General features: G+C 59.2%; 12 protein-coding genes. 9 read left to right on the top strand and 3 right to left on the bottom strand.

What is annotated here, in order from left to right; translation table 11 throughout:
* Positions 1-14: 14 nt before the first annotated feature.
* Entirely contained in the window at positions 15-1,427 is a 1,413-nt protein-coding gene (locus tag TSACC_RS10840) for an MFS transporter (RefSeq protein ID WP_084400383.1), read from the top strand.
* 11 nt (positions 1,428-1,438) lie between these two features.
* On the top strand, positions 1,439-2,824 hold the full coding sequence (locus tag TSACC_RS10845; protein ID WP_075079318.1) for a GH1 family beta-glucosidase: 1,386 nt from the start codon (positions 1,439-1,441) through the stop codon (positions 2,822-2,824).
* Between the two features lies 1 nt (position 2,825).
* On the opposite strand, the gene TSACC_RS10850 is transcribed toward TSACC_RS10845, so the two are convergent.
* The 3 genes from TSACC_RS10850 to TSACC_RS10860 all read right to left on the bottom strand — a co-directional run bounded on the left by TSACC_RS10850 (position 2,826) and on the right by TSACC_RS10860 (position 6,877).
* A complete protein-coding gene (locus TSACC_RS10850) occupies positions 2,826-4,532 on the bottom strand; it encodes an alpha-glucosidase (RefSeq protein ID WP_237763944.1) in 1,707 nt (568 codons plus the stop codon).
* On the bottom strand, positions 4,502-5,821 hold the full coding sequence (locus TSACC_RS10855; RefSeq protein ID WP_075080684.1) for a trehalase family glycosidase: 1,320 nt from the start codon (positions 5,819-5,821) through the stop codon (positions 4,502-4,504). The genes TSACC_RS10850 and TSACC_RS10855 overlap by 31 nt, the downstream gene beginning before the upstream one ends.
* A 117-nt stretch (positions 5,822-5,938) precedes the next feature.
* Positions 5,939-6,877: an alpha/beta hydrolase gene (locus TSACC_RS10860; protein WP_084400385.1), complete on the bottom strand. Its 939-nt coding sequence runs from the start codon at positions 6,875-6,877 to the stop codon at positions 5,939-5,941.
* Positions 6,878-7,075: 198 nt separating this feature from the next.
* Here TSACC_RS10860 and mdcA point away from each other — a divergent pair, with 198 nt between their 5' ends.
* From mdcA to TSACC_RS10895, 7 genes are read left to right on the top strand one after another with little or no spacing between them, the layout of a single operon-like run.
* Positions 7,076-8,713 carry a malonate decarboxylase subunit alpha gene (gene mdcA, locus TSACC_RS10865; RefSeq protein ID WP_075079319.1) on the top strand — a complete coding sequence of 546 codons (1,638 nt, stop codon included), beginning with the start codon at positions 7,076-7,078 and terminating at the stop codon, positions 8,711-8,713.
* Positions 8,714-8,719: 6 nt separating this feature from the next.
* Positions 8,720-9,028 (top strand): malonate decarboxylase acyl carrier protein, encoded by a 309-nt coding sequence (gene mdcC, locus TSACC_RS10870; RefSeq protein ID WP_075079320.1) that lies wholly within the window; start codon positions 8,720-8,722, stop codon positions 9,026-9,028.
* Positions 9,025-9,903 (top strand): biotin-independent malonate decarboxylase subunit beta, encoded by an 879-nt coding sequence (locus TSACC_RS10875; protein WP_075079321.1) that lies wholly within the window; start codon positions 9,025-9,027, stop codon positions 9,901-9,903. Before mdcC ends, TSACC_RS10875 begins: the two co-directional genes overlap by 4 nt.
* A 3-nt stretch (positions 9,904-9,906) precedes the next feature.
* Positions 9,907-10,602 carry a biotin-independent malonate decarboxylase subunit gamma gene (locus TSACC_RS10880; protein WP_075079322.1) on the top strand — a complete coding sequence of 232 codons (696 nt, stop codon included), beginning with the start codon at positions 9,907-9,909 and terminating at the stop codon, positions 10,600-10,602.
* The gene (locus TSACC_RS10885; protein WP_084400386.1) at positions 10,514-11,176 is read left to right on the top strand and encodes a malonate decarboxylase holo-[acyl-carrier-protein] synthase; all 663 of its coding nucleotides are present in this window, start codon (positions 10,514-10,516) and stop codon (positions 11,174-11,176) included. The genes TSACC_RS10880 and TSACC_RS10885 overlap by 89 nt, the downstream gene beginning before the upstream one ends.
* Positions 11,173-11,976: a triphosphoribosyl-dephospho-CoA synthase gene (locus TSACC_RS10890; protein ID WP_075079324.1), complete on the top strand. Its 804-nt coding sequence runs from the start codon at positions 11,173-11,175 to the stop codon at positions 11,974-11,976. Before TSACC_RS10885 ends, TSACC_RS10890 begins: the two co-directional genes overlap by 4 nt.
* A complete protein-coding gene (locus TSACC_RS10895; protein ID WP_075079325.1) occupies positions 11,973-12,902 on the top strand; it encodes an ACP S-malonyltransferase in 930 nt (309 codons plus the stop codon). Before TSACC_RS10890 ends, TSACC_RS10895 begins: the two co-directional genes overlap by 4 nt.
* Positions 12,903-12,954: the final 52 nt, after the last annotated feature.

Raw genomic sequence — 12,954 nt, forward strand, 5'->3', positions numbered from 1 at the left:
TCTGGAAGTGCGCGATGTCTCACGTTTCGCCTCCTGATCGTTCCCTCGGTGGATCCGGAGGTGCGCCTTCCGGGGAGGTTGTGGCGCTTTCGCCCTCTGGAGCGAGAGTGTGGAAGGTCGGTTCACTTCAGTATACTGCGGGCGGGCTGGTTGTTTTGTTCCTCCTGCTGTTGCTGGGGGACTTTTCCTGGTCGATGCGAGATCGTTCGGTGGGGCCGATGGCCCAATGGTATCTCAAGCACCTGGATGTTCCGAATTATCTCTTCGCTCTTCTGATCAGTTCTTTTCCGGCCTTGGTGGGACTAGTCCTCGGGCCAATTATCAGCGTCAAATCCGATAGGCACCGCGGTCCCCGCGGGCGGCGTATTCCCTTCCTTCTCGTCACAACTCCGATCGCTGCTGCGGGAATGATCGGTCTCGGGGTCACCCCGCATTTGGCTCGCTGGGTGCATGGACATTTCCCGGGACAGAGCGAGGTTTTTGTGGCGGTCGTCTGTTTCGGCGTTTTCTGGGCGATATTCGAGTTTGCGACCATTGCTGCGATGGCGATCTTTGGCGGCCTCATCAATGACGTGGTGCCCCAGGAGTTTCTTGGTCGTTTCTATGGGCTTTTTCGTGCGGTAAGCCTCATCGATGGGATGATTTTCAACTTCTGGATCCTGGGGAAGGTCGAGACGTACTACACCGTGATTCTTGTCATTATCGGATTCTTTTACGGCCTTTCGTTCTACTGGGTGTGTCTGAAGGTGAGGGAGGGTGACTACCCACCTCCAGAGACACACGCGAACACACACCCGCTGGCCGAGGTGAAGACGTATTTCCGCGAGTGCTTTCACCGTCCCTATTATGTCGGCGTGTTTGTCATGATGATGGCGGCCTCGCTCGTTTTCATGCCGGTGAATATCTTCATGATTCCCTACGCGGACAGCCTGGGAATGAGCATGGACACCTACGGGAAATGCCTTGCATTGACTTTCCTTATCTCGCTCATCCTTGCCTATCCGCTCGGCTGGCTGGCCGATGTCTTTCATCCGCTACGCATGTGCATCTTCAGCCTGGTCGGGTACGCTGTCGTGACGGGCTGGGGCGCTCTGAATGCGAGGACGCCGGAGACCTTTGCCATCGCGCTGGTGCTTCACGGCGTACTGTCGGGATGTTACTTCACCGTGGGTGCGTCGTTGGGTGCGCGGCTTTTTCCGCGGACCCGCTACGCACAGTTTGCCAGCGCCTCGGGTATCGTTGGTTCTCTCGGTGCGATGACGGTCGGTCCGCTGGTTGGCGGTTTGGTGGATGCGACGGGCAATGCCTACTATCATACGTTCACGGCAGGTTGTGTGATGGCCGTGATCGCGCTGCTGGCAGCGATCGGTGTTTACCTCCGGTTCCTGAGCCTCGGGGGACCCCGGGGCTATGTGGCACCGGAGTAATTTTTTAAATCATGGCAAACTTTCCAAAGGACTTCTTCTGGGGTGCGGCAGCGGCCGCTTATCAAATCGAAGGATCGGCACCCATCGATGGCAAGGGTGCCTGTGTCTGGGATATGTTTAGTGCAATCCCGGGCAAAACCTTTGAGGGGCATTCCGGCGCGAGCGCCTGCGATCATTATCATCGATATGAGGCGGATGCTGCGATGATGAGCGAACTGGGCATCCCCAACTATCGTCTCTCCATTTCATGGCCGCGCATTTTGCCCGCGGGTCGCAGTGCGATTAATGCGAAGGGGGTGGATTTTTATGACCGCCTCGTTGATGTTTTGCTTGCGAAGGGCATTCAGCCCTGGGTGACTCTATTTCATTGGGACTATCCCTATGAACTCTACAAGCTCGGAGGCTGGCTGAACCCGGAGAGTCCGCAGTGGTTTGCCGAATATGTGCAGATCGTGGTTGAAAAGCTGTCTGATCGTGTGTCGCGGTGGATGACGATTAACGAGCCGCAGTGTTTCGTGGGCCTTGGACATCAGACCGGCTATCATGCGCCCGGTGACCGGCTAGGATTGAAAGAGGTTCTTCAGGCGGCCCATCATGTGTTGATCGCTCATGGTCGGGCTGTTCAGGTGATACGGAGTCACGCTCGCACTGGGCCGACCATCGGGTGGGCGCCTTGCGGAGCGATGGCGATGCCGGAGGATGAATCCAGTTCCGCCGATATCGAGGCGGCCCGAAAGGCAGTGTTCTGCTTCGGCCCGGGAAATCCGCTGTATTCTCCTGCCGAACCCCTGTGGAGCGTAGCCTGGTGGTCCGACGCGGCTGTGCTCGGGAGGTATCCGGAAGGGGAACTCGAAGTCTACGGAGGTGCTGCGCCGATGTTTACGGAGGAAGAAATGCGAACCATCGCACAGCCACTCGATTTTTACGGAGTCAATATTTATAACGGAACCGTCGTGCGGGCGGGTGGGGACGGCGGGATCGAGCGAGTACCACGTGCACCCGGCGCGCCGGTGACCGCCCTCAAGTGGCCGGTTACGCCGACGAGTCTGTACTGGGGGCCGAAATTCCTGAACGAGCGCTACAACCTGCCCGTGGTCGTGACGGAGAACGGCCTGTCCGGCATGGATTGGGTCTCGCTCGACGGCCGGGTGCATGATTCCCAGCGAATCGATTTCCTGCAACGTTATCTGCGTGAGCTCGACCGGGCGATCGGGGACGGTGTGGATGTGCGGGGGTATTTCCAATGGTCTATCATGGATAATTTTGAATGGTCGGAGGGCTACAAGGAGCGTTTTGGCCTCGTCCATGTCGACTACGAGACCCAGAAACGCACGCCGAAGGATTCCGCCTATTGGTATCGTGATGTCATCACGACCAATGGCCGTGTGCTTTACTAGATCAGAGCCGGGCCGCGGTGAATATGACCGCTTCCCAGGGGCGCAGATGGGAATAGGCAATGCCTCCGTGATTTGCGTACAGAATGCCGTCGGCCGATGGTATCGGGCAAGGCCAGGGCTGAGCGGATGATCCCCAGTTCAAAATGACACAGACGGCGGGATGGCTGCCCCACTCTCCGCGTCGATAGGCGAGGACCTGCCCTGACTCCTTGATGGGAGTGAAGTCACCGTAAACAAGAGATTTCACCTGCTTGCGCAATGCGAGCAGCCGGGCATAGGCGTGAAAGATGGAGCCGGGATCATCGACCTGTCCGGCAGCATGGAAAGGACGATGATCTCCGGCAATGGGCAGCCATGGGACTCCACGGCTGAACCCCGCTCCGGGGGTGGCATCCCAGGGGATGGGTGAGCGACCGTTGTCCCGGCTCGTCACTCGTACCTCGGCAAGGGCCTTTTCCGGTGAAACTCCGGAGGCAACGAGTTCCTGGTAGCGATTCACCGTCTGGATGTCGCGATAGTCCGTGATCGTGGAATATGCATGGTCGGTGAGGCCGAGTTCCTCGCCTTGGAAAAGGAAGGGAGTCGCCGGCAGGGTGAGCAGCCAGGTGGCTAGAAGCGAGGCGGATGCATGGCGATAATTCACGGGATCGCCGAACCGTGACAGACTGCGGCGGGAGTCGTGATTTCCGAGCGTGACGGTGAGCCAGCTTTTCCCGCGGGTGGCCTCGTAGAGATTGGAGAAGTTTTCGAAATGAGCCTGGCCGCTGGCGCACTCGTGGAAATAGAAGTAAAAGGCGGCATTGAGTTCCCGGCGGTGGTATCCGGTGAAGTCGATGGTATTGTGCGCACCCACCCACCACGTCTCGCCAACCGAGTAGAGATCGCGGCCAGCGAATACGGCATCATGCATTTCCCTCAGGTACTCGTGAATGGGCGGCTGGTTCACCCCGTATTCGTCGAGATTGAGGAATGGCTCGGTATTGCCGGCGGGGCGGGGTACGTCGGGGTAGCCCTCTGCCTTGGCAATCATATTGATGACGTCGAGGCGAAAGCCATCCGCTCCCCGGGTGGCCCAGGTCGTCAGGACCTCGTAGAGTGCACGTCGAACGTCGGGATTGCGCCAGTTCAGGTCAGGTTGTTTGCGGGAGAAACAGTGAAGGTAATACTGCTGTGTTGAGGCTTCCCATTCCCAAGCCGAGCCGCCGAAGACGGAACGCCAGTTGTTTGGCGGGACCGGGCGATCTCCCTCTCCATCCGTCCTGGCGTCGAGCCAGTGATACCAGTCCCGTCTGGGGTTTGCTCGTGAAGAGCGACTCTGGTGAAACCACTCGTGCTCGTCGGAGGTGTGATTGAGGACCTGGTCGAGGATCAGCCGCAGGCCCCGCTCTTTTAGCCCGAGCGAAAGCTCTTGAAAATCCTTGAGGGTTCCGTACTCCGGCCCGATCGCCAGATAGTCGGAGATGTCGTAGCCATTGTCATCATTGGGAGATGCATAGATGGGAGACAGCCAGAGACCATCGACGCCGAGGCGCTTCAGGTAGTCAAGTTTGCCAGTGATGCCGGGCAGATCTCCGATGCCATCGCCATTCGAGTCGGCGAAGCTTCTTGGATAGACCTGGTAAAAGACGGCTTCCTTCCACCATGCTGGGGACTCTGGCTGCGGCACGGTCATCAGGATCAGTGACTGTGCGGGAGCGGGTTGAGCCAATACTTTCCGCCCGCCAGAAAGTCCTGGGCGTCGATGAAGACGCCGGCCGTCCATCCCATCATGGAAGGCGTCTCCGCCTCCGGAATATCGTCCCCTCCTGTTGCCAGGTTGACCGGATTTTTGAAATATCCAGCCTCATTTCTGGCTATATGGGAGCCATCGGCGACATTGTACTTTTCCCAAAGATCTCCGGTCAGATTGAAAGCCCGGGTGACGCAGTCGATATATTTTTCCGCAATACGCCGGCCTTCGGCAATGTATCCATATCGCGCGAGACCGCGATAGACGATATGCTGTATGGGAGGCCACATGTTGGGATGGTCCCACTGGAAGGGAGTGGCGTTTTCCGGTGGAAGGGTGGCGGTTATGCCATGGTCAAACTCCAGTTTCGGCAGAGCATTGGCAACAACCGACGCTGCCTGCTCCGGGGTGGCGAGTCCGACCCAGAGAGGCTGAAACAGGCCGGCATTCCACACGACGGATCGCCGGCGATTCACATGATCATAATCGAACCATGCGCCTTGCTCCGCATCCCAGCAGAGAGAGTTGATGAGGGTTCGTCGACTATCGGCCCGCTCAGCCCAGCGTACGCTTTCCTCCCCTTCGGTCCATCGGGCGAGGAGTGTCTCGTAGAGCCAAAGATTGCTATTGAGGTCGACCGGGAAGAAATCGGGACAGCGCTTGGCGAATCGCGAGTTCATATCCCAGCCAGTTTCACATTCGGACATCACCCGGGCGACGAAGTCCAGATCGTCCTCTGCACATGCCTCGGGCAATCCGAGGCGATCCCTTACGGTGGGGAAGAATTCGATTAGCTCCTCGCGGGTAGCGTGGCAGCCATGGTGAGCGAGGCCGGGAGAAACGGTGCGGCGCTTAACCCAGAATTCATACTCCCGCTTGAGCAATGGTATCGCCTCTTGCAGGAACTCCGTATCCTGACTGGACTCCTCAGCCACGAGACCTACCAGCGGAGCGAGATAGGGAGACTGGGAGCGGCTGAGGTAATACGTGCGGTTGCCGTTGGGGACGAAGCCAAACCTTTCTACTTCGGCAAGAAGATTGCGTGCATTGTTAAGAGCAAGGTCCCTCCTGCCTGTGGCGGCCAGGCCCAGACAGGTGAAATAGGTGTCCCAGTAATAGAGCTCCTGGAAGACATCTTTGCGTGTTGGAATCGTGTAGGGGTAAGGCAGCCCGATCAGCGTCTCGTCGTCTCTCGGCGAAAAGCGAACGGTATCGTCCCAATGGGATGCGATGAACGCCCGCACCTGATCGGGAGACGATGGGGGCATCGATTGGGATGTGGCAACGGGGAGAGCAGTAACCGGCATATCAAATATGCCGTCAAAATCGCAGCAGCCTTCGGACTCTCAATCGAGCCTTTGGTCAAACCATTGAGCGGCAGGGTATCAATCCAGCTGGTTTTCTGCAGGCAGATTCTGTCCCAGGTATTTTGCCAGGAACGCAAAGACTTCGGCGCGGAGATCCTTCTGTGGCGGTGTCAGGCCAAAAGCATGTTTGGCGCCGGGCACCTCAATGTATTCGTAGGGAACCCCCAGCTCCTTGAGCTGGGTGATCAGCCGGCGGCCAAAGGAGACCGGGACGATGTCATCGGCGTCGCCCTGCACGGCCAGTACAGGCGGCATCTTTGATGTGAGATGAGTGGCGGGGGAGGCTGCGATGACATTGGATTCGGTTTCCTCCTCTGTCGCTCCGGCGAAGTGGGGGCGCCGATCGACGGTGACATCATGCCGTCCATAGAACTCGATCACAGCGCTGATGTCGTTGCTCTGATCCAGATAAAGGCCGCCTTTGTTCCATTGATCAGAGTCTTTGGTCGCGGCGACCAAAAGGGCCAGATGGGCGCCAGCAGAGGCTCCCATGATGGCGAGGCGGTCCGGATCGATCCCGAAATCCCTGGCATTTTTCCGAACGAAACGCACCGCTGTCTTGCAATCGAGAAAGTTCTGCGGCCAGGCGACCTTGTCAAAATGGGTCTTTCCATCGATATCCTTGCGCGCCTTGTTCAGCAGATAATCGATGGAAACAGCGACATATCCTTTTTCGGCCAGGGCATTGCAAAACTCCTTGGAAAGTTGATCGCTCTTGCTCCCGCCGCTCCATCCTCCGCCGTGAATGAAGATGACCGCTGGGCGAGGACGAGGGAGTCCCACGGCAGGGAGGTAAACATCCAGTTTCTCCGTACGGTCTGCGCCGAGGTATGGGATGTCTGATTTGAACGAGATATCCTCTCCGGCGGGCAGGGCTGCGGTGAGAAACCCGAGGACGACAGCTGCGGCGACGAGAGTGCGGGAAGCGCGCGAGAAACTGAGGATGCCTGGAGTCATTTTGTGACATTATCGGAGTATCGCTGCCTGGAACACTGGAAGTTGCCGGGGCGATACAACTACGTCGTGACTATTTTCGGGGAAATCGCGTAAGGCCGGAACTTTAGGCTCAAAACGAAGGCATATGTAACCCTTCTGCTGCCAAATATCTCGACATTTGAAACAGGTTGCGGCACGAGGGTGGAAATCACGTGCTCAATGAGTTCCCCTGATAAGGTAGCCCGTCGCAAAGAAAAACTGGAAAGGGTCGCGAAGGTGTTTGGGCCGGGCAAAGTCATCCCCGCTGCGCGTACCGTGGAGTTTCTGGAACTCATTCTCTCGCCCGGCGACCGGGTGGTGCATGAGGGCGATAACCAGAAGCAGGGCGACTTTCTGGCAGAGAAGCTCGCTCAGGTCGATCCGAAGAAAGTCAACGGACTCAAGCTCGCCGTCTCTTGCATCGGTCTGCCCGAGCATCTGGATCTTTTTGAAAATGGCATCGCCGAGGTTGTCGACTTTGCCTACGCTGGGCCGCAGGGCGGGCGTCTCGCGGAACTGGTCGGCAAGGGCACGGTGAAAATCGGCGCGGTCCACACCTACGTGGAACTCTATGCCCGCTATTTTGCGGAGTTACGCCCCGATGTGGCCTGTCTCGTCGCGATAGATGCCGACGCGCAGGGCAATCTTTACACCGGATCAAATACCGAGGAAACGCCTGCACTGGTTGAGGCAACAGCCTTCGGCGGAGGCATCGTGGTGGTACAGGCCAACGAGCTCACCGACAGTCTCCGCCGAGTAGACATCCCGGGCGAATGGGTCGACTTTGTCATCGAGAGTCCGAAACCGTTTCATCTCGAGGCGTTGTTTACCAAGGACCCTGCGCTCCTCGACGAGACGCGCATCCTCATGGCCATGATGGCGATGAAGGCGATTTATCAGAAGTACCTGCCGAAGGTGCTGAACCACGGCGTGGGTTTCAATACCGCTGCCATCGAGCTTCTCCTGCCGACTTATGGCGAGGAGCTTGGGCTTAAGGGCAAGGCCTGCACGCACTGGGCGCTGAATCCGCATCCGACCATGATCCCCGCCATTGAAAGTGGCTTCGTAGAGGCCATTGCCTGCATCGGCGGCGAGGTCGGCATGGAAGACTATGTCGCCTCAAAGCCCGACATCTTCCCGCTAGGTCGCGATGGAAGCCTGCGGTCCAATCGCTTTTACGGTCAGATGGCCGGTCACTTTGCCGACATGTTCGTCGGAGCGACGCTCCAGATCGACCCGTTTGGCAACAGTTCCACCGTCACGGCGGACCGGTTGGCCGGATTTGGTGGCGCTCCGAACTTTGGCGCGGAGAATCGTGCGCGTCGCCATCTTTCCGAGGCCTTTCTGCGTGCCGGAGCCGAAGCTCATGCGGGCGATTATATGCCGCAGGGTCGCAAGCTGGTTGTGCAGATGGTTGAGACCTTTCAGGGGGCGAACAAGCCGACTTTCGTGGAACGGCTGGAGGCTTGGGATGCGATGAAGACGGCGGGATTTGAGGTGCCGCCCGTGATGATTTATGGCGACGATGTGAGCCACATCGTGACCGAGGAGGGAGTGGCAAATCTGCTGCTCTGCCGCACGATGGAGGAGCGCGAGCAGGCCGTGCGCGGCGTGGCGGGATTTACCCCGGTCGGTCTCAAGCGCGATCACGCGATGGTGGCCAGTCTCCGCGATCGCGGCGTCATCCAGCGCGCCGAGGACCTCGGCATACGCAAGAGCGATGTTTCGCGCGACCGACTCGCCGCCCGTAATATCCACGATCTCGTTCGCTGGTCGGGCGGGCTCTACAATCCGCCGAGCCGATTCCGTAACTGGTAAAGAGCAATGGAAAACCTATCTTTTGAATTTGATGGCGGCCCGAATGCGCCGAAATCCGGGAAGCCGTATTCCGTCTCCGGAGTGGTGGCCTCCAGCAACCTCGAGGTGCTCGCCCAGCCGATGGATCTTGGCGGCAAGGTGCGCTTTGAGGTAAATACGACGGTTGCGCATTTTGAAGACGCGTGGCGCGCTGTCTTCGCCGATTTCGTTGATCGCAGCCAGCCGCGTGACGTGCTTTTCTCCATCAATGATTTTGCCGCGATCCCACCGGTGGTGAGCCTGAGGCTGGATCAGGCCTGGGAGGCTCTCGCATGAAATTGACTCCGCGTATTTCCTTTTACGAAGCCTCGGCCCGTCAGCGTGTGGCGGGGATTCTCGATGCCGGTTCTTTCCGCGAAATCCTGCCTCCCACCGAGCAGAGAATCAGTCCGCATCTCGGCATGTTCGGAGCGCCGGTCGCCTTTGACGATGGTGCGGTGGTGGGCGAGGGGACGCTCGGCGGAAAAGAGGTTTATATTTTCGCCCAGGAGGGCAAGTTTCGCGGCGGTTCACTTGGTGAGGTGCATGCGGCCAAGATCACCGGCCTGCTGCGGCTCGCCGCCATTCGCAAGCCTGCGGCAGTGCTTGGGCTTTTTGATTCCGGTGGAGTGCGCCTGGAGGAGGCGAATGCCGGCGAGATCGGCTCGACGGAAATCATGCGCGCCATCCTGGAAGCGCAGTGCGCCGGCATACCCGTCATCGGGCTGCTTGGCGGGAGTTGTGGATGTTTTGGCGGCTCGGGCATCACGAGCAGTTGCTGCGATGCGCTCGTCGCCTCGGAGGAGGCGCGGCTCAGTGTCTCCGGGCCCGAGGTGATCGAGACCGTGATGGGCGTGGAGGCGTTTGATTCGCGTGATCGAGCCCTCGTCTGGCGTACCACAGGAGGGAAGAATCGTTTCCTTTTCGGCAAGGTCGCCACGCTCGTCGATGATCACATTCCTGCGTTCCGTGCGGCTGCTGCTGCGCTGATCCAGCCCAGCGAGCCGCTCACCGTGGAAAGTCTCCGCGCCGAGCGTGTACGGCTGGCCCGACGTATCGACGACTACGGCTCCTGTACGGATGCCCGGCAGGTCTGGCGGAAGATGGGCCTCGATGCCGATCGCGTGCCGGACATGACCGCTGCTGAATTGACCGCCGCTAAACCCGCCTGAGACATGGAACTCCCCATCCTGCTTGATCAACTTTTCCCTGAAGGCCACCGTGTCGCCGCCGAAGACTGGCTCGTCTCCGGCGAGGCCACGCTCGGCGGGCGCCCTGTGGCTGTGCTCGGCACCACGAATCATGTCTTCATCGGTATCCGGGAATCGATCGCTCTTTCCGGAAAGCTCCTGGATATCGTGGAAAGGAGTCCCGGCATGCCCATCATCATGCTGGTCGACAACAACGGCCAGCGCATGGCCCTCGACGAGGAGCTCCTTGTCCTGCCCGAATACATCGCCCACCTCTTGCGCGCCCAGCAGTTGGCTCGCAATAACGGCCACAAGCTGATCGCAGTCGTCTATGGCAATTCCATCGCCGGTGGCTTCATCGCCTTTGGCATGCTGGCCGATCGCATCGTCTCTGTTCCCGGAGCGGAAACCTCGGTGATGAAACTCGAGGCCATTGCCCGGGTGACGAAGATGCCGCTGGAAAAACTTCAGGATCTCGCGAGACAGGTGTCTGTCTTTGCTCCGGGCTGCGAGAACTTCTTCCGTATGGGCGGACTGCACGAGATGTGGGCGGATGATTTCTCGAGTCGCCTGCAAAAGGTCCTCGAAAGCGATGACGCACAGGACAACCGCGCTATCCTCGGCAAGGAACGCGGTGGTCGCAACGTGGCCCTCGCGGTTATCGAGGAAGTCCGCGGTTAACGTGTTCCGACGCCACGCCTTTGTCCGGCTCGCAGAGGGTGCATGGTGCGAAGCGACTCCGGAGGGCGGTGACGTTGAGGTTCTTCGTGAGTGGGTCGCACATGGGCGCCCACTTATTGTGCGGCGACCGTGTTTGTCGGATGAGGGACTAGAGGTCTATCTCGGCCTGGCTCTGCCCGGCAAAAAGCGAATGGCCTTTCGCGTGCCGGTTGCGGGCATCAAGTCCATCGAACCTCCGCCGGTTTGGGAAGGTGAGGGAATTCGCGCGCCGGGATTCGTCTTTCGCCTCTATGGCAGCCGTGCTTGGGAACTCCTCACGGGCCTGCCCTATGTGACCCCCGACTCCGATCTCGACCTGCTCGTGGATATCGATTCCTCGGCTGATTGGATGTCCTTTCTCTCCGCCGACCTCCGGCTTCCGGATGAACTCCGGGTCGATCTCGAGGTGATTTTTGGCGGTGATGCCTCGTTTAGCTGGCGGGAATATCTCGGACCCGCCGAAGACATTCTCATCAAGTCCAATCGCCGCGTCTGGCTTGAGCGCAAGAACCATCTCGCAACACTGTTCACATGACGCTATCCGCCGAGGAAATCGCCCTGTGCGCTGCCAAGGCGCTGCGCGAGGAATTGGAAACCTATCCCAAGCCAGGGCTGGTGAGCCTGGTCGACCAGGGTAGCCATCCCGACATGGATGCGCCGTGTTTCCTGGCATCCATTGAGGCGATCACGCCGGGTTTCGCCGAGATGGCTGCTTGTGCTGCCGGCTCGCTGGCCGACCTCCAGAGGATCGGGGTGACAATGGAACAGGCAATGCGTAAAGCGACGAATGGCCGCAACGCCCATCGCGGCGCGATTTTTTGCCTCGGCTTGCTTTGCGCAGCAGCGGGCGTGCAAATTGCAGGGGCGACCGAGTCACTCGGGCAGGTCGTCGCCACGCGGTGGGGCGGCGAGATACCTCAAGCCGAGGCCCTTGAGCCATCCAGCGATGGCGTAGCCATGTGCCGTAGGTTTCACCTGGGGGGCGTCCGGCGCGAGGCCGCACTCGGATTCCCTTCGGTCTATCAATTCGGCCTGCCTGCTTATCGGGAAGCCCTTTCGCTTGGTCGTCCTGCCGCCCGGGTCCAGGCGTTCTTTGCTATCCTGGAGCACTGTGAGGATACGACGCTCCTAAAGCGAGGAGGGCTGGATGGACGCGATTTTGCCCGGCAGTGCGCACGGCGGTTTTTGGATGACGGTGGGGTCGCGAACCCCGAGTGGTGGCAGCGCGCACAGGAAATGCATCGCGAGTTTGTCCGGCGAAATCTGACGGCGGGAGGAGTCGCGGATTTGCTGGCGGCCACTCTCTTTGTTGAGGATATGGAGAGGAAACAATGAGCCAGTTTGCCATCGTATGTTCCGGACAGGGCGCGCAGACGCCCGATCTCTTCACGAGCTTTCCTTTCACGGAAAAGGGTTTCGCTCTCAGGCAACGGATTCTTGATGCCCGTTGTGTGGGCTCCGATGTGAACGACTGGATGGCTGATCCAGCCCGCGAACCGTCGGCGATTTTTCAGAACCATTTTTCCCAACCCTTGATTTGTCTCTATCAGGCAATGGTGTGGGCCGAGATTGCTGACCTGCTGCCTGCTCCTGCCATGATCGCAGGCTACAGCCTGGGCGAACTCACCGCTTACTTTTGCGCTGGAGCGCTCTCGCCGGAGGATGTCGTGCGGCTGGCCGGAATACGTGCCCGAGAAATGGATGCCGCTGGGCCTGGTGGCAAGCTGATCGCAGTTACCGGCCTGTCGCCATCCATGGCGTCGTCACTCGATGGAGCTTTGCTGGCCATCGTGGTCAGCGACGATCATTGTGTAATCGGCTGTTCTGCCACCCGCGCCGAGTCTCTGGCTCGGGAGCTTGGCGCGGCAGGAGCTCGTGACGTCGTCATACTCGCTGTAAGCGTGGCCTCTCATACTGCGCTGCTGGATGCCGCGGTCGAGCCGTTTCGATCCGCTTTGCAGCAGGTGGGCTGGTTTGATCTGAAAACTCCGGTGCTCGCAGGCATCAGTGCCGTCAAGGTCATGCGACGCGAGCAGATGGAGCAGGTATTACCTGAGCAGATCCACCATACAGTCCGCTGGGATCGCGTCCAGCAACGCATTCAGGAATCCGGCTGCCGGGTTGTGCTGGAGCTCGGACCCGGTAATCAACTTTCCCACATGGCAATGGCCCGGGGTATCGAGGCTCGCAGCGTCGACGAGTTTCGTTCCGTGGAAGGCATCGGCGAATGGGTGAGGGCGACCCTGGCTCGGCTGGGATAGGAAATCTTTTCGGAAAGCAGACTACGGGCGAGGTTGACTAGGCACCTCTGAT

Origin of the sequence: Terrimicrobium sacchariphilum, from assembly GCF_001613545.1 — a bacterium.
GTDB classification, from domain to species: Bacteria; Verrucomicrobiota; Verrucomicrobiia; order Chthoniobacterales; family Terrimicrobiaceae; genus Terrimicrobium; species Terrimicrobium sacchariphilum.

What these genes read in the sequence shown, in the direction of transcription:
- TSACC_RS10840 (WP_084400383.1), top strand. Translation starts at nt 15, where the DNA reads ATGTCTCACGTTTCGCCTCCTGATCGTTCCCTCGGTGGATCCGGAGGT.
- TSACC_RS10845 (WP_075079318.1), top strand. Translation starts at nt 1,439, where the DNA reads ATGGCAAACTTTCCAAAGGACTTCTTCTGGGGTGCGGCAGCGGCCGCT.
- TSACC_RS10855 (WP_075080684.1), bottom strand. Translation starts at nt 5,821, where the DNA reads ATGCCCCCATCGTCTCCCGATCAGGTGCGGGCGTTCATCGCATCCCAT.
- TSACC_RS10860 (WP_084400385.1), bottom strand. Translation starts at nt 6,877, where the DNA reads ATGACTCCAGGCATCCTCAGTTTCTCGCGCGCTTCCCGCACTCTCGTC.
- mdcA (WP_075079319.1), top strand. Translation starts at nt 7,076, where the DNA reads ATGAGTTCCCCTGATAAGGTAGCCCGTCGCAAAGAAAAACTGGAAAGG.
- mdcC (WP_075079320.1), top strand. Translation starts at nt 8,720, where the DNA reads ATGGAAAACCTATCTTTTGAATTTGATGGCGGCCCGAATGCGCCGAAA.
- TSACC_RS10875 (WP_075079321.1), top strand. Translation starts at nt 9,025, where the DNA reads ATGAAATTGACTCCGCGTATTTCCTTTTACGAAGCCTCGGCCCGTCAG.
- TSACC_RS10880 (WP_075079322.1), top strand. Translation starts at nt 9,907, where the DNA reads ATGGAACTCCCCATCCTGCTTGATCAACTTTTCCCTGAAGGCCACCGT.
- TSACC_RS10885 (WP_084400386.1), top strand. Translation starts at nt 10,514, where the DNA reads ATGACGCACAGGACAACCGCGCTATCCTCGGCAAGGAACGCGGTGGTC.
- TSACC_RS10890 (WP_075079324.1), top strand. Translation starts at nt 11,173, where the DNA reads ATGACGCTATCCGCCGAGGAAATCGCCCTGTGCGCTGCCAAGGCGCTG.
- TSACC_RS10895 (WP_075079325.1), top strand. Translation starts at nt 11,973, where the DNA reads ATGAGCCAGTTTGCCATCGTATGTTCCGGACAGGGCGCGCAGACGCCC.